Genomic DNA, 15,843 nt, shown 5'->3' on the forward strand with positions numbered 1-15,843 from the left:
GACGCATGATCGAACTATCGCGCGGCCTTTCCTTCGTGCTCTACACCTACGAGGGAGGCCCTACGCGGTTCACCGTGCCGTTCCCGTACATCGCCCGCGAACACATCCGGGCGTTCGTCGGTGAACCGGACGCGGCCCGCGCTGTCTCCGTGTCGTGGGTGGACGCCAGCACCATCGAGATTCCGTCGCAGGATGGCGTGCTCGACGCACCCTACACTGTGACCATCCGGCGATTCACGCCGATTGACGCCCTCCTGGTCAACTACAAGGAAGGCGCAAACCTCCCGGCGCGCGACTTGTCCAAGTCGTTCCGCCAACTGCTGTACGCACACCAGGAACTCGCCGAGTTCGGTGGTGGCAGCGGCCTCCCCGGTGGCGGCCCCGGTAACCCCGGTGGCGACCCGGACCTCAACGCAATCATCGAGCAGCTCCTCCGCTCGCCAGCACTGCAAGACCTGCTGACCCGCATCGACCTTATCGACGTGAACGCCGAGGCGATCCTGGAGGAAATCATGCGCTCGCACGAGTTCTTCGACGTGCAGCGCGACTATGGCGACAAGATCAGCACGGCCACCCACGAGATCGGACTGCTGACCGAAGGCAACAAGGTCATCGCGCAGCAGATCATCGACCTGTTCGCGCGGGTGGACTACGGCGAGCAAAGTAGCCAGGCACGATTCCTGGAGGTCAATCGCGCCATCGCTGACGAGCGCTCCGCGCGCGTCGAGGCGATCACCGAGCTGCAAGGCCAGGTGGTCGAGAACGGCAAGACGATCTCCGCAGCGCTCAACCAGCGCATCGACGAGGTGGAGAGCACCACCGAAGCGGCGCGTGCGGCCACCGAGCAGCGCCTCGGCGCAGAGATCGAGGACAGCGCGGCGCAGGTCCGCACCGCGGTCATGGCCGAGGTTGACGCAACCAAGGCCCGCGTGTCCGACGTTGAGACGGCAGTAGTCCGCCACGGCGAGAACATCGCTGGCCTGGCCGAGACCACCGAAGCCCTGACGGACGCCGAGGGTGCCAACACGGCATTCCGACAGCAGATGGCGGCCAGCTACGGCGCGAACGTGCCGCAGGGGATTGCCAATGAGATCGACGGCCAGGTGTCGGCGGTTTCGGCCGCCTTCGAGCAGCGCATCGACACCGAAGCGTCCGCGCGCGAAGCCCTGGCTTCCCAGGTATCCACGCTGGAGACCAGCACCGCGCCGACGATCTTCTCGGACGCGCAGCCCTCCCCGCCCGCTGGCGGCTTCAAGGTTCCGACCTTTTGGGTCAAGACCGTGCAGACCGGCGCGTACCTGACGCAGATTTGGGATGGCACCGGCTGGCGCAAGGCCGACCTGGATGTCACCTCTCCGACCGGCGCGCTGGTGCAGCAGCTCAACACCACCAAGATCACCGCCGAGCAGGCACAGGCCATCGCGGCCACGCAGGTCCAGGCGTTCAAGGACGGCGACTTCGCCACCATCCGGCAGGAGTTCAACGTGGTCGCCGGGCAGCACTCCGGCATGTACGGTCAGTGGCAGGCCAACTACTCGGTCAAGATCAACGCGGGCACCATCAACGGCGTCCCCGTGGTCGCCGGTATCGCCCTCTCCGCCAACCCGCAGACCGGCAGCGACTTCATCGTCACCGCGGATCGCTTCGCCTTCGTCCACCCGCAGTACACCTCGGGCGGCACCTTGGCGAGCATCAAGTATCCGTTCGTGATCGGCACTGTCGGCGGCCAGTCCACCGTGGGCATCCAGGGTGCGCTGGTGGTGGACGGGACGATCACTGCGGACAAGATCAGGGTGAACTCCCTGGCCGCGCTCACGGCAAACGCAGGCACGATCAACGGCGGCACGTTCAAGACCCACACCCTCGACGGCAACGGCAACATCGTCAACGCTGCCGAGTTCCGCGTGGAAATCTCCAACCTCGGCGACTGGCCCCTGTGGGTCGGCTCCGGCGCGAAGAACGCCAACAACGCGGTGTTCTACGTGGACCGCAACGGCGGCGCGTTCTTCCGAGGCCGCGTCAATGCTCCCAACATCGTTGGGCAGTTCCAGTCGGCGACCGGCGTGTGGTGGACCGGGGCAACGAGCCTCTGCTACCAGGCGGGCAACAACTTCATCCCGCTCGGCGATTGGGTGGCGATCCACGAGTTCTGGCTCGGCGCTCCGGTGCTGGCTGGCGAGGGTCATACGCCCTCCGTGTCGGTGACCGTCACCGCGAACACGCGCGTCTACGGGCTGCACGTCATCTTGGAGGAGCTGCGCGACTCTGTGTGGGTCGTCATCGCCTCGCACGAGCCGCCGATGTACCGCGCGTTGATTCAGCAGATGGGCGGCGACGGCAACACCTTCACTGCGTCCAACTTCTACACCTACGAGCAGTCGGTGACGCTCTCGGCGTCCGGCGCATGGACAGGCGGTGCCCGCGCATTCCGCGTGCGGTGCCGCGCATCCAGCCCGCCTCCGCAGGTCCACGGCTACGACGCCCCGGCCTACCCGAACTACCTCATCACGTCGATTGGCGGCTTCGCCTTCGGCATCCGATAACCCTCAGAGAGAACCCAAGCACCGCATGAGCACTACCCCCGGCTACGTCTCCAACGCCGAGCTGGCCTCGCGCCTCTCGACGCTGGTAGACCGCTGGAACCGGCGCGAGAATCAGATGATCGCGCTGCTGACTCAGGAGGAAGGCACCGTCGTCGTGACGGACGGCCTGGGCAACAACCACACCCTCCCCTCGTTCCCGCAGCTCCAGAAGGACGTGGCCGGGCTGACCGACGAGCTGACCGGCTCGGTCGTGCAGGTGCGCGACCTGGTGTCCGTGGCAACCGGCATGGCGAACGCCGCGCAGGCGTCCGCAGATGACGCCTCTGGCTTCGCCGACGCTGCCGAAGCATCCGCCGTGCGCGCTGCGGAATCCGCCGCGAGCATCGACGACGACGTGCAGGCCACCGCCGACGCGGCGACCTTCGCTGCTGCCAAGGCGGCCGAGGCTTCCGACAGCGCGACCGAGGCGGCAAGCTCCGCAGTGGACGCCGCCGCTTCGGCGACGGCCTCGGCCACCTCGGCGCTGGCTTCGGCTGGCTCCGCAAGCCAGGCGGGCACGTCGGCCACCGCAGCGGGTCAGGCGCGTTCCGACGCGCAAGCAGCGGCGACTGCTGCCGCCACGTCACGGGATCAGGCGCAGACCATCCTGGGCTATGCGACCGACGCGGCCGACCGCGCGGAAGCTGACGCCACCGCTGCCGCAGCATCGGCTGCCGCAGCCGCCGACAGCGCGACCGCCGCAGCGACCTCGGTCACTCAGGCGACCACCCAGGCCAACCGGGCGGAAGCCCAGGCGTCCGCCGCGGCGACCAAGGCTGGCGAGGCTGCTGGCTCGGCGACCACCGCAGCCGGTCATGCCTCCGCTGCGTCCGGCTCGGCGTCTGCCGCCTCGATCTCGGCGCAGACCGCATCGTCGGCCAAGGCCGCTGCCGAGGCTGCCCGCGACAAGGCTGGCCTGTACGCGAACGCGCCGCAGGGCACCGAGGTCTCGCCGGGCGAGTTCTCGGCGAAGCATTGGGCCGCCCAGGCGCAGGCTGCCGTCACTGGCTCGCTGGTCTACATGGGATCGTGGGATGCCGGCACTGGTGCGTTCCCGGCCAACCCGGTGAAGGGTCACTTCTACAAGGTGGTCGGCGAAGGCACTGTGGGCGACATCCACTGGCGAGTCGGCGACCAGGCGCTCTACGGCGCTACCTGGGAGAAGATCGACAACACCGATCAGGTCACCAGCGTCGCCGGTAAGCAGGGCGACGTGACCCTCGTGGCTGGCGACATCGGCGGCCTGGGCGCGCTGGCGACCCGCGACGACGTGGACTTCAACACCCACGTCACCGGGAAGCCGACGACCTACCCGCCGAGCACCCACACGCACACCAAGGCGCAGGTCGGCCTCGACAAGGTGGACAATACCGCCGACCTCGACAAGCCGATCAGCACCGCGACGCAGACGGCGCTCGACGGCAAGGCGGCGGCGACGCACACGCACACCATCGCCAACGTGACCGGCCTCCAGTCCGCGCTCGACGGCAAAGCGGCGGCGTCCCACTCGCACACCATCGCAAACGTAACCGGGCTGCAAGCGGCGCTCGACGGGAAGTCGGCAATCGGCCACACGCATACCGCCGCCGAGATCGCCAACGTCGTCAACGTGACCGACGATCAGTCCATCGGTGGCGTCAAGACGTTCGCCTCCGGGCAGATTCGTGTGCAGGGATTTGGCGGCGAGGCCACGTCCGGCGTCATGTACCTGGGGTCGCTGGATCGCTATGTGTACGTGCCGCCAGCTGCGAACTCGCTGGAGTTCCGATTCGGCGATGGCACGGGTGGCGTCGCGTCCCTCAACGCTGGCGGCACCGTCTGGACCTCGGCGAACTTCAACCCGGCAGGAAAGGCCGACGCCGGTCACACGCACACCATCGCAAACGTCAGCGGCCTCCAGTCCGCACTGGACGGCAAGGCGAGCCTGGGTGGCGCAACCTTCACCGGGCAGGTCACTCTGGCCTATGGCGCGCCGCTGCGGTTGACCGGCATGGGTGCAGCGGGAACCGCGTACATCCACGGAACGAACGGCGCTGGCGATGACGTTTGCTCGATCACCCGCGTGAACACGAACAGCTGGTACAACCTGTACTGGAACGGTGCTGCGAACATTGCGGGCCGCCTGACGGTCGGCGATCAGATTTACCTCAACGCTGGCTGGTTCCGCTCCCAGCAGTCCGGCACCGGCTGGTACTCGGAAGCGCACGGCGGCGGCATCTGGATGCAGGACAGCACCTGGGTTCGCACCTACGGCGGCAAGGGATTCCTTATCGCTGGCCCAGGCGGTAGCGGTGGCGACCTCCGTTTGGAGAGCTACTCGCCAACCATCACCTGTTACGACTCCGACAACGGGACCACGCACTGGCTCCATTGCAACGACAACAACCACGGCTTCCTCGCCAGCAACGCCTTCTCGTGGTGCGCCTACCGCGACGGCAGCAACAATTGGGTCGCCACGGGCAACATCGTCGCCTATGCGTCCGATGCGCGTCTAAAGAAGAACATCGTGGACGCCTCGGCCTCCAAGGTGGCCGACTTCTTCGACCGCTTCCGTGTACGCGAGTTCGATTGGGATGCCAAGGCAATCGCCGAGCTGAATCCCACGTTCCACCCGAGCGCGGATCACGAGGTCGGCGGCATCGCGCAGGAGGCCGAGGAGGTCTACTCGTTGATGGTCGCCACGCACGCAAACGGCATCAAGACGATCCAGTGGGAGAAGGCTATTCCCTTCCTTATCGCTGAGGTGCAGGCGCTGCGTAAGCGCGTCGCGGACCTTGGGGGAGGTGCCTGATGGCCCTCCCCGGCTCCGGCCCTATCTCCTGGGAAATGATCCGCGCCGAGTTTGGCGGCGGCTACCCGATCTACGCGGACCAGTATTACCGAGGACGTGGATTGGTGCCCGACGTTCCGGCCAACTACGGCGTCCCCACGAGCGGCCCGATCTACGCCTCGCAGTTCTACAACGCGGTCAAGGCGACGCCGTTCCAAGCATCGCTGTCGCCGAGCTACCTGATGGGTAACTGGCCTCAGTCCACCAACGGCACGGTCAGCGAGTCGTTCAGCGTTTATTGCTCGGGCGGCACCGGCAACTACTCCGTGGTCTCCCGCTCCGTCACAGGCGGCGCGTCGATCTCCGGCAGCGGCCTCGGTGGCACTGTGACCGCCTCTGGGCGGAACACCTCCCGCATGGGGCAGTTCACAGTCGTCGTCACCGATGGCGTCACGCAGATCACCCTGACCGGCAACTACGAGTACAGCTTCGGTCGTCCGCTCTAACGCATCCACCACCTACAAGAGACCTAATGCACGATGAAGTGAAGCTGGTCGGCGCTCTCGCGGGCGTCGGCCTCATCGTGGGCATCGCAAAGATGCTCACGTCGAACGATCCGATCACCTGGAAGCAGGCGCTCGGCCGCGCAATCCTCTCTGGCGCTACCGGCCTTGCCGCTGGTGCCATCGTCATTTTCATCCCCGGCGTCTCCTTCGTCGCCCAGGTCGCGCTCGCGTGCATCCTGGCGTCGCTCGGCACGTCCGCGCTGGAGACCGTACTGAACCGCGTCGTCAACAAGTGACCGCCCCCAAGGATGCCTTGGAGCGACTGCACGCCGCAGTCGCTGACAAGCTCGCCGACACCATCGACTCGATGGAGTCGGACGCGAAGGGCCTGGCCTCGATCCTCAACGTGGCCCGGCAGTTTCTCAAGGACAACGGCATCGACGTTGCGGCCACGCCGCCCGGCTCACCGCTGGGCAAGCTGGCCGACAAGGTGTCCGAGTTCCCGTTCGATCCCGCTGAGGATGGGCGGCTGAACTGATGGAGGGCATGACGAGCCTCCACGTTCGTCACCCTTTCGAGGACTTCCGCAACTTCGCCTGGTACGTCTGGAAGGAGCTGGGGCTACCAAGCCCCACTCCGATCCAGTACGACATCTGCGAGTTCCTGAAAACCGGCCCGCGCCGTCGCGTCATCATGGCGTACCGCGGCGTCGGCAAGTCCTGGGTGACGGCCGCCTACGTCTGCTGGCTCCTCTGGAAAGACCCCCAGCACAAGATCATGGTGGTCTCGGCATCGAAGGAACGCGCCGATGCGTTCTCGGTGTTCGTCAAGCGCCTGATCGAAACCCTGCCTGAGCTGCAACACCTGCGCCCGCGTCCCGACCAGCGCAACTCGAACCTGGCGTTCGATGTCGGTCCCGCGCAGCCCGATCAGTCGCCCTCGGTGAAGTCGGTCGGCATCAACGGCCAGCTCACCGGCTCCCGCGCCGACACCATCATCGCGGACGACATCGAAGTCCCAAAGAACTCCATGACCGTCGTGCAGCGCGAGAAGCTCGCCGAGCTGGTCAAGGAGTTCGACGCGGTGCTCAAGCCTGGCGGCGAGATCATCTACCTCGGCACTCCGCAGACCGAGGAGTCGCTCTACAACAAGCTGCCCGAGCGCGGCTACGTCATCCGCATCTGGCCTGCGCGCTACCCGAAGGACACCAAGCACCGTCAGGTGTACGGCGACCGCCTCGCGCCGATGATCGCCGATGCGTTCGACGCGAACCCCAAGCTCGCCTGGAAGAACTGCGAGAGCGTCCGCTTCTCCGATGAGGACTTGATGGAGCGCGAGGCGTCCTACGGACGCTCCGGCTTCATGCTCCAGTTCATGCTCGATGCGTCGCTGTCCGACGCCGAGAAGTACCCGCTCAAGCTGTCCGACCTGATCGTGATGGACGTGGACCGCGAGGTCGCTCCGATCCGCGTGGTCTACAGCAGCGGCCCGGAGTACATCGTCAGCGACATCCCGTCCGTGGGCTTCACTGGCGACCGCCTGTACCGGCCCATGTACCTCGCCTCGGAAATGGAGGAGTTCACCGGCAAGGTACTCGCCATCGACCCCTCGGGCCGAGGTGGCGACGAAACCGGCTACGCGGTCGTCGGCATGCTTCGCGGCATGCTCTACGCGCGCCGCGCTGGTGCGACCAAGGGCGGCTACGACGACGACACGCTGGAGACCCTGGCGCACATCGCGCGCGCCGAGAAGGTCTCCGCAGTCCTCATTGAGGCGAACTTCGGTGACGGCATGTTCGCCAAGATGCTCTCCGGCGTCCTGGCGCGCGTGTACCCGTGCTCCATCGAGGAGGTGAAGCACTACGGCACCTCGAAGGAGAACCGAATCATCGACGTGCTGGAGCCGGTGCTGAACCAGCACCGCCTGGTGGTCGATGCCTCGATCATCCGCGCCGATCAGAAGTCCGAACAGAAGTACCAGCTGTGCTACCAGCTGACGCGCATCACGCGCGACCGCGGCGCACTGCGCCACGACGACCGCCTCGAAGCGCTGGCGATGGCCGTGAAGTATTGGGCCGACCAGCTCTCCCGAGACGTGTCCAAGGAGGAGCAGCGCTACCTGGAGGAGCTGCTCGACCGCGAGTACGCCTCCTTCATCCAGTCCGTGACCGGCCGCATGCCGTCACCCGACAACTACCTCGACATCCTGTAGGAGACCCAATGTCCAACACGCTCGCTGCGTGGCTGATGGCGCTCGCCGCCGCTGGCCTGCTGTACCTGTTCCTGCGCCGCAAGAACGACGACGACAACGACGGCCCGAGCGCACCCGCGCCGGTAACGCCGTGCGACTGCAACCACGCTCCCTGCTGCCACACCCAGGGCGGCCAGTCGAACCCCTACGCGCCGGTATGACCGACGCAAAGCTGCCGAGCCTCGTGGAGGTCAGGGACAACCTGATCCCCGCGGCGGCCCGGCTGCTCCCCGGCGTGGCCTTCACTCCCGAAGCGAAGGTCATGCTGCTCGCCATTGGTCTCCAGGAATCTCGCTTCGAGCACCGCAGGCAGATCAAAGGCCCCGCACGCGGCTTCTGGCAGTTCGAGGCGGGCGGCGGCACCGCAGGTGTACTCCGTCACCCGGCGACCTCCGCACGCGCCTCACAGCTCGTCTCCGCGCGTCTGGAGCGTCCCTCGACCGCTGCGGTCAACGAGGCGCTCGCCTCCGACGACGTGCTCGCCTGTGCGTTCGCTCGCCTGCTGCTGTTCACCGATCCGCGTCCGCTGCCCGCCCTGGGTAACCCCCAGGCCGCATGGGACTACTACGTCCGCAACTGGCGGCCGGGCAAGCCGCACCGTGACACCTGGGACGCGCTCTACGCGAAGGCCCTGGCAACCATCCGCAACACCTAACCGGAACCCATGAACTTCAAGACCATCTACAACCGCGCCAGCGAGCGCCTGGTGCGCGCCTACGAGCGCGCTAAGGGGTACGTAGCGCTACGCATTGCCCTCGCCTCGCAGTGGCTCCTGGAGCGCCTGCGCGAGACCTCCCGTCGCACCTACACCGGCTGGCTGTTCGTCGTCGTGTTCCTGGCGCTGCCCTACGTCGTCCTCGGCGGCCTGTGGGAGCACCTGCGGAATGCCGCGGAGCGCCTGTGGGATGACGTGAACGACATCGAGTGGGCTGCGTTCACCCCGAGCTACTGGCGGGAGCACATCAAGCAGTGACCACGCTGGCCTTTGACGGCCGGCTCGTTGCTATCGACTCGCAGGTCACCGCTGGTGATCTGCGGTACGAGGAGGAGAAGTTCTACCGCACCACCGACACCACCGGGCGCGACCTGGTGGTGTTCGGCGCGGGCACCACTTCCCACATCCAGCGAGCCGTGCGCGAGCTGTCGGAGGGATTCGACGAACTGACCAAGGGCGAGTACACGATCCTCGTGGTCGGCCTGCGGGACAACCCGGTGGCCTTCTACCACGACGGTCTCCCTCTCGACCTCCGGCGCGACTTCCTCGTCGCCGGTAGTGGTGGTGCGATTGCCCTGGCCGCCATGAAGGCAGGCCACAACGCGACCGAAGCAGTCCTCATGGCCTGCTCGACGGACCTCTACAGCGGTCCTCCGGTGCAGACCTACGACACGGTTACAAAGCGTTTCCTAAAACGCCGGACCTGAACTACTGGCGCATGGACGCGCCTAAACAGGAATGCCGATTTGGCGAGTCCTATCAAGGGCGCTCATGAGTTCTTTGATGCGGTACGGCTTCGGGAGAAAGGTCGCCCACTGGTGAGCGTCAGGGAGCTGCGGGTTCGGCACCCCGGACGCGAACATGTAGGGAATTCGGTGCGACAGCAGGTAATCGGCGACGGACATTGATGCTCCGTCCTGCGTCTGGATGTCTAAGATCGCCGCGTGAAATGCTTTCGCCTCTATGCGGTCGAATGCATCGGCAGCGGAGGCGACCACATCGACCTCGTAACCCTGCATCGCCAGGATTTCCTTCAACATCCCTGAGAGGTCAGGATCATCTTCCATGACCAACAACGAGCCGAGCCGACCCTGGCTGTATGCATCCGTAGCCATCGCGCGTTCTCCCACGCCTACGTTCCCCAAACGGTTCGTACCGTACACGACGGCCAGTTAAAAGACAGGAAACGACTCTACCTGAAAGTGAACAGTTCAGCTATCACGCCAATTCTTCATCCTTGAACCACCACATTACAGCCAAGACGACAAACCAAACGATCAGCGGGACGCCAATCGTGAATTCCACGAGTAGGCCTCTCATGTGCTCGTGCTGCGCGGCCTCAGTCAGTGCAGAATCCAGAATTGGCACCGCATCGGCCACCACGCTGTACGCGGTCGTGTCATCGTTTATGACCTCGCGGGTACGTTCGACCAGCTCCCGTGCTGCTCGAAGCTTCGCGTGCTGATATGCGGCGGGCACTCCAGCACAGACCAGCGAGAGGACAGTGACCAGCGCCGCCAAGCGAATGAGGAGGGTATTGAGCGATGCCATAGATGCTCGTTGTAATGTCTATGCCAACCGCTAAGTTTATTCGACCACGGAGCACTGGGAGGGCTTGACAAGGGTGCTATCATAGTAAGACCTAAGTATTACTCTAGCAGGACTATAGAGTTCTATTCATTGGTATTCACCATCAAGTAGAGCTACAGTTCTCCTATGCACTCCTGGGGTGTTCCTCTGTCCTCCTTGGGTGCCACTGCGGCGGACTAGACCTCCGTCCCATCCTTGATGACCCATAGCACCACGCCCGCACCAATCCAAGCGAGCGCCGGGATGCCCAAAGCGAGCTGGAGAAACAGGTTGCGGGAATTGCGGTTGCTGATGAGGTCATTCGTCGCGGCGTCAAACGTCCGCACCGCCTCATCAACCAACACCTGCGGCGAGGCGTCGTTCTCGATGATCTGCTCGTTCCAGGAACGCAACTCCTCAGCGCTCCTTACGCCGGTCTGAAAGTACGCGGCAGGGAGTCCTGCGAGCACTAAGGCCAGGACGGTGATCGCGGTAGCGGTTCTTATCGTGTATCGGCGGGCGTACATAACGTCTCCTCGAAGTGACAGAGGTGGTCGAAAGGTTTGCGGCAAATTTCCGAAGGAGTATCCAACTACTTGGAACGGCGCGATCACCCCCCGTAGGGGGTCGCCCCCTGTAGCGTAAGGCACGATGCGCCCCCTTCGCGTCACCTGCGGCGTCACCACCTCGGCTAACCTACTGATTCCAAAGGTGAACCACCGGATTAGGTATCCAGTGCCTAGGCAATCCCATGCGATACCTGGGCAACCTGCGGACATCCGCGCTCAAACGTTCGCGCCCCTGTCTGTCCCTATCTGTCTTTTTGCCCTGACCGCCACGCGCCCACCTCGGCACCACCTCGGCACACCTGCCGACCACCTCGGCACACCCTGCCCGGCCTATGCCCACCTGCCGCCCACCACGGCCAGCCAATGCGCCACCACGGCCCACGCAAGGCCCGCCACGGGCACCCCTACCGCCCCGCCTATAGAAGCTCCCCACGCGCGCGCTAGGCGCTCCCTGCGACCATCCAAAATCGTTGCCATCGGGGTATTGACAGCCATGCGGGGATTGATCTAATCTATACCCGTCGCCAGCAACACGGCGGCAGCGGAAAAGGCGGCGACAGACGTGCGACCGATGGATCGACAGCACCTAGAGCTTATCCCGCCAGCACTGAGGACTAGCCCCAAAGGCCCCTAAGCGCACCGCAGGTAACGTCCGGCTCAACCATCCCCCTACCGGGAGTGATTGACAAACCGGGAGCAAAAGGGCATAATGCCCACCATCGAACAACGGCCGCAGGGTGCGGTCGGGACAGTAGGAAAGGGGCAGGCAGGAGCGCCGCCCACGGCAGAACGCGGGGAGCTGGGAACACTAGCCGCGCCGGGAAGTGTAAGGGCCGATGAAGGCCGCCACGGATACCGGGTCACCGCCAGAAAGAGCGGGGCCATCTGTACGGGATTCCTAGGCGAGCTGGAGGCGCTCCCGGAAGCTGGCGACGGTCAGATTCCATGCCTTACGAGCATGAGTCTGACCGCCAAAGCGCCCCTACCGTTGTGATGGGGCGTTTTGGTGGTCCGATTCACTGGAGAGCAACCCATGACGATGATCCCGTTTGATATGACCGCCCGCGACTACTACGTGGCCGGTTGCATCCGCCGCGGCATCCGCGAGCACCGCGCCCGACTCAACGAGCGGGAGCGCCAGGCACACAAGAACCGCACCCAAGTTGCGCCTTGTCCATCCCCCGTTGTCATCTGATCCCCTTTCGTCAACCCGGTTTTCCACACCCCGCCGACGTGTGACGGCGGGTCTTTTTTGGAGCTACCATGAGCACCAATGGACCACTGGAGGACTTGCAAGTGCGCAAGCTCACCGCTGAGATTCGCAAGATCAACCGCGAGAGCGACAAGCTGATGATGGAGACCCGGTGGTATCCGCTGGTGGTCGCCACGGCCTTTGTGGCTGGCATCGTCACGCTGACCAAGCTGTTCCTCTAACAGCGCCCTACCCCAATCCCCCGAAGCCGCCGCAAGGCGGCTTTTTTGTTGCCCGGAGAAAGCTATGAACAAAATTCCTTCCGCCCTGATCGCCGCCGCTCTGCATGTGGCCCCCAAGAATGACGTTCGCTTCTACTTGAATGGCGTGCTGATTGAGTCGCACGCCGATGGTGCGATCATCGTTGCTACAGACGGCCACCGCATGCTTGTGGTGCGTACCAGCCTGCCGTGGGACATTGGCAAGATCATCGTGCCGCGCAATGCGTGCGAGCTGGTCGCCAAGATGAAGGGCGATGTCTATTTCAGCGCCGTGGACGATGCCAGCCGGTTCAAGGCGGAGCGCGGAGGCCAGGCCATTGAGTTTGCTGCCGTTGATGGAACCTACCCGGACTGGCGTGCTGCGGTGTCCAAGCCGAACGAACTCAAGCTGTCCGGATTCGCGCCTGCCGTCCTCGAAGGCGTAGTGAAGGCGGCCGGTGTAATTTGCAAGGCATTCGGCGGCAAGGCCACTTCACTGATTCCGGTGACTGGCGGCGACGTGGCGGCCATGTTCGGTATTGGCGGCATCACCGATCCGAGCATCAGGTGCGCGTCTTTGATCGTCATGCCAATGCGCGACTCGTCATACCCGGAAGCCCTGTGCAGCGACGCGCTCCGCGCTTAACCCGAACCCATCAGCCGCCGCAAGGCGGCTTTTTTGTTGCCCGGAGAAAGCCATGAACCTCGACAACTACGCCCCCGAGAGCGCGAAGCGCATAGCCGTGGCGCTGGTGGATGCCGCCCTCGCCGCTGGTTACTCGCTCGGCGTCTACGACGGCGAAGAAACCACGGTGCGGCACAGCCGCGACCGGCAAGAAGTGTTGGAGGCCCTCGCCTCTACCGACCACGATCACCTGCGGTTCTACCGCCCGGACGCAACAAAGGCGGGGTTTGTGCTCCTGATTTGGGAGAACGGGGACGACGCCGCGAGCGACTGGAGCGACAACGACGAGACCAACGCGCTGGTGATGCCGGTGCTGCGCGGGCTGGGGGTGCTGTGATGGAACTGCGCACCTACGGAACCCGCAACGTGTTCCTGGCACAGCCGGGGCGCTATCACGAACAACTGGCGGCGACCGCGATGACGCCGCAGCAAGCCGAGGAGTTCGCCACCGTGGTCAACCGCGCAATCAGGGATACCGACTTCGACCCCATCGACCTCGCGCAGCTGGCGAGCGGGTGGACGTGGCCCGAGCCGATGAGCACCGCGCCGCTGGGCATTGAGGACTCCGAATTTCTTGTCGAGGTGGCGCGCATGCTGCACCGCCTCTGGCAGGAGGTCGGCGAGCAGTGGAGCGGCGTTTGGGCCTACGACATCGCCGACCCGCTGGGCGGGTGGCTGTCGAGGAACGGCATCAACCACGAGACCGCCGATGGCGTGGCCCGCGCCGAGCAGCAGGCCCGCGCATGGATCGCCGAGGGCATGGGAGCCGCGCGATGAGCTACCGCGAGGAGGACATCTTGTTCGAGACCGAAAAGGCATGGGTGCTGCGCAAGGGGCCGAACCATTTTGAGGTCTACAAAATCGGCCTCACCCACTCGACACGCCACGGCATTTTTCACAACATCCCCGGCGCACTGGATCGCGCCATCGAACACGCAAAGGGCCTGTCGCAATGAGCAATGACAACGAGCTGGCTGTACCTGCCGGTGACAAGCTGGTCACCCTGGGCGACCGATCGGTCTCCTACGGTCCCCGCCAAGAGTTCGACGGGAGCGTCGAGCCTTGCGCACCGATGGCCGCGCAGTTTTGGGGCGTCTACCGCTGGGCCGGTAAGGACCGCTGGTGGTGGATTGCCGACGTGGCCGACGAGGACACCGCCCGCGCAGTGGCCGCCGCCTACCTGCTGAACGTCAAGCCCGATTGGGCGCACTGACCGATAACCACCCCTGATCCCGAGGCCCGCCTAGTGCGGGCCTTCGCATTTCTGGAGCACACCATGCAAATCTACGTTGCCTGCCTTGCCTCATATAACGCTGGCGTCCTGCACGGCGAGTGGATCGACTTGGAGGGACGCGACGCCGACGACGTGCGCGATGAGATTGCCCGCATCCTGCGCGAGTCGCCGCACCCGAACGTGACCGTTGATTGCCCGGATTGCGGCGGTACTGGAACCACATACGTCCCCCGAGTATTCGGCGGGGCGGAATGCACGGCGTGTGGCGGAAGCGGCAAGGTCGCCAGCGCCGAGGAGTGGGCCGTCCACGACTACGACGACGTGTTCGGGGATACCTGGGGCGAGCACCCCGACCTGGACAAGCTGTGCGCATTGCAAGAGCGGCTGGACGAGTTGCACAACGACACCGAACGCGCTGCCTACACGGCCTTCTGCGACCACGAGGGCCTCGACGATGTGACCGTGGAGCAGTTCCACGAAGCCTACGTGGGCCAGTTCGATAGCTGGGCCGACTTTGCCGAGAACTATGTGGACGAATCGGGGCTTCTCCACGGCGTGCCCGACGCCCTCTCCCGCTACTTCGACTACGAGAGCTATGGCCGCGACATTCGGCTCAACGGTGACGCGTTTGAGGTGAGCGGCTTCTACTTCTGGAGCCGCTAACGCCGCTTCCGCAAGACCCTGCGCCAATACAGGTATGTGCGATGCGCCGGCACCGAGCTAGTCCACACCCATACGACTAGGTGAAGGGCCGTAATGGCGACTTCTACGCGGGGGTCAATCATCGAACGGTCCTTGGGGTCGGGAGTGGCGATCACGCCCTTCAGCCCTAATCATAAGGCCAATCTCGATATTTGGCACTCATTGTTCCATTTGTAGCACTTGCATAACAGGAGACTTACATATGCGTAACGCAGATTTCACCGCAAACTCGACCCTGGTGATCGTCAACGTGGCCCTCCGCGTCCACCAGTTCGGCCCGTTCTTGGTATTCGAGCGGGAGGTTTTGGTCCTGCATGAACGGACCTACGAGGTGCCCGAATGATTCGGACCATCAATTTCGACCATAACGAGAAGCGCGGCGCTCTCCGCGCGATGCTCGGCCTACTCAACGAGCGCGTCCAGTTCTCGGTCGTCCCCGAGGACTGTGGCTGGCGGGTGTCGTATCCGGTCCCACCCGCGGCCCCAACGGAGACCCCGCGGCCATGACTTCACTGCACCAGTCGGGATCAATCTCTCCCGTGGTACTTGATTCCTACGGACGCGCCATCATTGTGGCCTGTAGTCTGCCCGACGGCAGCGTCATGCTGTCGGGCTGCGCATCCGCAGACGACCAGGGGGGCGTTCTCAGTCTATGAGTACGGTGAGACGGACAATAGCCAGCGCGGTAGTCCGCGTAGGGCAAGGACTGTTTTTTGCATCCGTGGTCGGGGCCATTGTGACCCTGGCGGCGATGCTGGCACTACCGTTCTTAAAACACTGAAACGTAAGACCTTTTTGTGGAGCGCAGC

At 64.5% G+C, this 15,843-nt stretch carries 22 protein-coding genes; 19 read left to right on the top strand and 3 right to left on the bottom strand.

Annotated features, from left to right (window positions below; translation table 11 throughout):
* Positions 1 to 5 precede the first annotated feature (5 nt).
* Genes AC5P9N_RS14755 through AC5P9N_RS14800 form a run of 10 tightly spaced genes read left to right on the top strand, consistent with a single transcriptional unit; the run spans position 6 to position 9,530 of the window.
* Entirely contained in the window at positions 6 to 2,543 is a 2,538-nt protein-coding gene (locus tag AC5P9N_RS14755; RefSeq protein WP_005412396.1) for a phage tail fiber domain-containing protein, read from the top strand.
* Between the two features lie 25 nt (positions 2,544 to 2,568).
* Positions 2,569 to 5,373: a tail fiber domain-containing protein gene (locus AC5P9N_RS14760; protein ID WP_005412395.1), complete on the top strand. Its 2,805-nt coding sequence runs from the start codon at positions 2,569 to 2,571 to the stop codon at positions 5,371 to 5,373.
* Positions 5,373 to 5,858 (top strand): hypothetical protein, encoded by a 486-nt coding sequence (locus AC5P9N_RS14765; protein WP_126411773.1) that lies wholly within the window; start codon positions 5,373 to 5,375, stop codon positions 5,856 to 5,858. The genes AC5P9N_RS14760 and AC5P9N_RS14765 overlap by 1 nt, the downstream gene beginning before the upstream one ends.
* A gap of 26 nt (positions 5,859 to 5,884) precedes the next feature.
* Positions 5,885 to 6,154 (top strand): phage holin family protein, encoded by a 270-nt coding sequence (locus tag AC5P9N_RS14770; RefSeq protein WP_005412393.1) that lies wholly within the window; start codon positions 5,885 to 5,887, stop codon positions 6,152 to 6,154.
* Positions 6,151 to 6,396: a DNA packaging protein gene (locus AC5P9N_RS14775; protein ID WP_032961803.1), complete on the top strand. Its 246-nt coding sequence runs from the start codon at positions 6,151 to 6,153 to the stop codon at positions 6,394 to 6,396. The genes AC5P9N_RS14770 and AC5P9N_RS14775 overlap by 4 nt, the downstream gene beginning before the upstream one ends.
* An 8-nt stretch (positions 6,397 to 6,404) precedes the next feature.
* Positions 6,405 to 8,069: a phage terminase large subunit gene (gene terL / locus AC5P9N_RS14780; protein ID WP_032961836.1), complete on the top strand. Its 1,665-nt coding sequence runs from the start codon at positions 6,405 to 6,407 to the stop codon at positions 8,067 to 8,069.
* 8 nt (positions 8,070 to 8,077) lie between these two features.
* The gene (locus AC5P9N_RS14785; protein ID WP_005412390.1) at positions 8,078 to 8,269 is read left to right on the top strand and encodes an LPXTG cell wall anchor domain-containing protein; all 192 of its coding nucleotides are present in this window, start codon (positions 8,078 to 8,080) and stop codon (positions 8,267 to 8,269) included.
* Positions 8,266 to 8,763, top strand: coding sequence for a hypothetical protein (locus AC5P9N_RS14790; protein ID WP_065426719.1), 498 nt, complete (start codon positions 8,266 to 8,268; stop codon positions 8,761 to 8,763). The genes AC5P9N_RS14785 and AC5P9N_RS14790 overlap by 4 nt, the downstream gene beginning before the upstream one ends.
* A 9-nt stretch (positions 8,764 to 8,772) precedes the next feature.
* Positions 8,773 to 9,081, top strand: coding sequence for a hypothetical protein (locus AC5P9N_RS14795; protein ID WP_005412388.1), 309 nt, complete (start codon positions 8,773 to 8,775; stop codon positions 9,079 to 9,081).
* Positions 9,078 to 9,530 carry a hypothetical protein gene (locus AC5P9N_RS14800; protein ID WP_005412387.1) on the top strand — a complete coding sequence of 151 codons (453 nt, stop codon included), beginning with the start codon at positions 9,078 to 9,080 and terminating at the stop codon, positions 9,528 to 9,530. Before AC5P9N_RS14795 ends, AC5P9N_RS14800 begins: the two co-directional genes overlap by 4 nt.
* 21 nt (positions 9,531 to 9,551) lie before the next feature.
* Here AC5P9N_RS14800 and AC5P9N_RS14805 read toward each other — a convergent pair whose 3' ends face one another.
* From AC5P9N_RS14805 to AC5P9N_RS14815, 3 genes are all read right to left on the bottom strand, one after another.
* Positions 9,552 to 9,953 (bottom strand): response regulator, encoded by a 402-nt coding sequence (locus tag AC5P9N_RS14805; protein ID WP_125899042.1) that lies wholly within the window; start codon positions 9,951 to 9,953, stop codon positions 9,552 to 9,554.
* Between the two features lie 88 nt (positions 9,954 to 10,041).
* A complete protein-coding gene (locus tag AC5P9N_RS14810; RefSeq protein ID WP_032961798.1) occupies positions 10,042 to 10,374 on the bottom strand; it encodes a hypothetical protein in 333 nt (110 codons plus the stop codon).
* A 215-nt stretch (positions 10,375 to 10,589) separates the two neighbouring features.
* Positions 10,590 to 10,919, bottom strand: a complete 330-nt coding sequence (locus AC5P9N_RS14815) for a hypothetical protein (protein WP_032961796.1) — start codon at positions 10,917 to 10,919, stop codon at positions 10,590 to 10,592.
* A gap of 1,075 nt (positions 10,920 to 11,994) precedes the next feature.
* Between AC5P9N_RS14815 and AC5P9N_RS14820 the strand changes: the two genes are divergently transcribed.
* The 9 genes from AC5P9N_RS14820 (at position 11,995) to AC5P9N_RS14860 (ending at position 15,377) form a co-directional block, all read left to right on the top strand.
* Positions 11,995 to 12,156: a hypothetical protein gene (locus AC5P9N_RS14820; RefSeq protein WP_154267699.1), complete on the top strand. Its 162-nt coding sequence runs from the start codon at positions 11,995 to 11,997 to the stop codon at positions 12,154 to 12,156.
* A gap of 68 nt (positions 12,157 to 12,224) precedes the next feature.
* A complete protein-coding gene (locus AC5P9N_RS14825) occupies positions 12,225 to 12,395 on the top strand; it encodes a hypothetical protein (protein WP_004154558.1) in 171 nt (56 codons plus the stop codon).
* Positions 12,396 to 12,459: 64 nt separating this feature from the next.
* Positions 12,460 to 13,059: a DNA polymerase III subunit beta family protein gene (locus AC5P9N_RS14830; RefSeq protein WP_076739530.1), complete on the top strand. Its 600-nt coding sequence runs from the start codon at positions 12,460 to 12,462 to the stop codon at positions 13,057 to 13,059.
* A 52-nt stretch (positions 13,060 to 13,111) separates the two neighbouring features.
* The gene (locus tag AC5P9N_RS14835; protein ID WP_005412384.1) at positions 13,112 to 13,435 is read left to right on the top strand and encodes a hypothetical protein; all 324 of its coding nucleotides are present in this window, start codon (positions 13,112 to 13,114) and stop codon (positions 13,433 to 13,435) included.
* Positions 13,435 to 13,875, top strand: coding sequence for a hypothetical protein (locus AC5P9N_RS14840; RefSeq protein ID WP_005412383.1), 441 nt, complete (start codon positions 13,435 to 13,437; stop codon positions 13,873 to 13,875). The genes AC5P9N_RS14835 and AC5P9N_RS14840 overlap by 1 nt, the downstream gene beginning before the upstream one ends.
* Complete coding sequence (locus AC5P9N_RS14845) at positions 13,872 to 14,054, top strand: hypothetical protein (RefSeq protein WP_032961794.1); 183 nt, start codon at positions 13,872 to 13,874, stop codon at positions 14,052 to 14,054. The genes AC5P9N_RS14840 and AC5P9N_RS14845 overlap by 4 nt, the downstream gene beginning before the upstream one ends.
* A complete protein-coding gene (locus AC5P9N_RS14850; RefSeq protein ID WP_032961791.1) occupies positions 14,051 to 14,311 on the top strand; it encodes a hypothetical protein in 261 nt (86 codons plus the stop codon). Before AC5P9N_RS14845 ends, AC5P9N_RS14850 begins: the two co-directional genes overlap by 4 nt.
* 63 nt (positions 14,312 to 14,374) lie before the next feature.
* The gene (locus AC5P9N_RS14855; protein WP_032961789.1) at positions 14,375 to 14,995 is read left to right on the top strand and encodes an antirestriction protein ArdA; all 621 of its coding nucleotides are present in this window, start codon (positions 14,375 to 14,377) and stop codon (positions 14,993 to 14,995) included.
* A gap of 241 nt (positions 14,996 to 15,236) precedes the next feature.
* Positions 15,237 to 15,377, top strand: coding sequence for a hypothetical protein (locus AC5P9N_RS14860; protein ID WP_005412379.1), 141 nt, complete (start codon positions 15,237 to 15,239; stop codon positions 15,375 to 15,377).
* Positions 15,378 to 15,843 lie beyond the last annotated feature (466 nt).

The organism is Stenotrophomonas sp. YJH_SMC_6 (genome assembly GCF_059371335.1).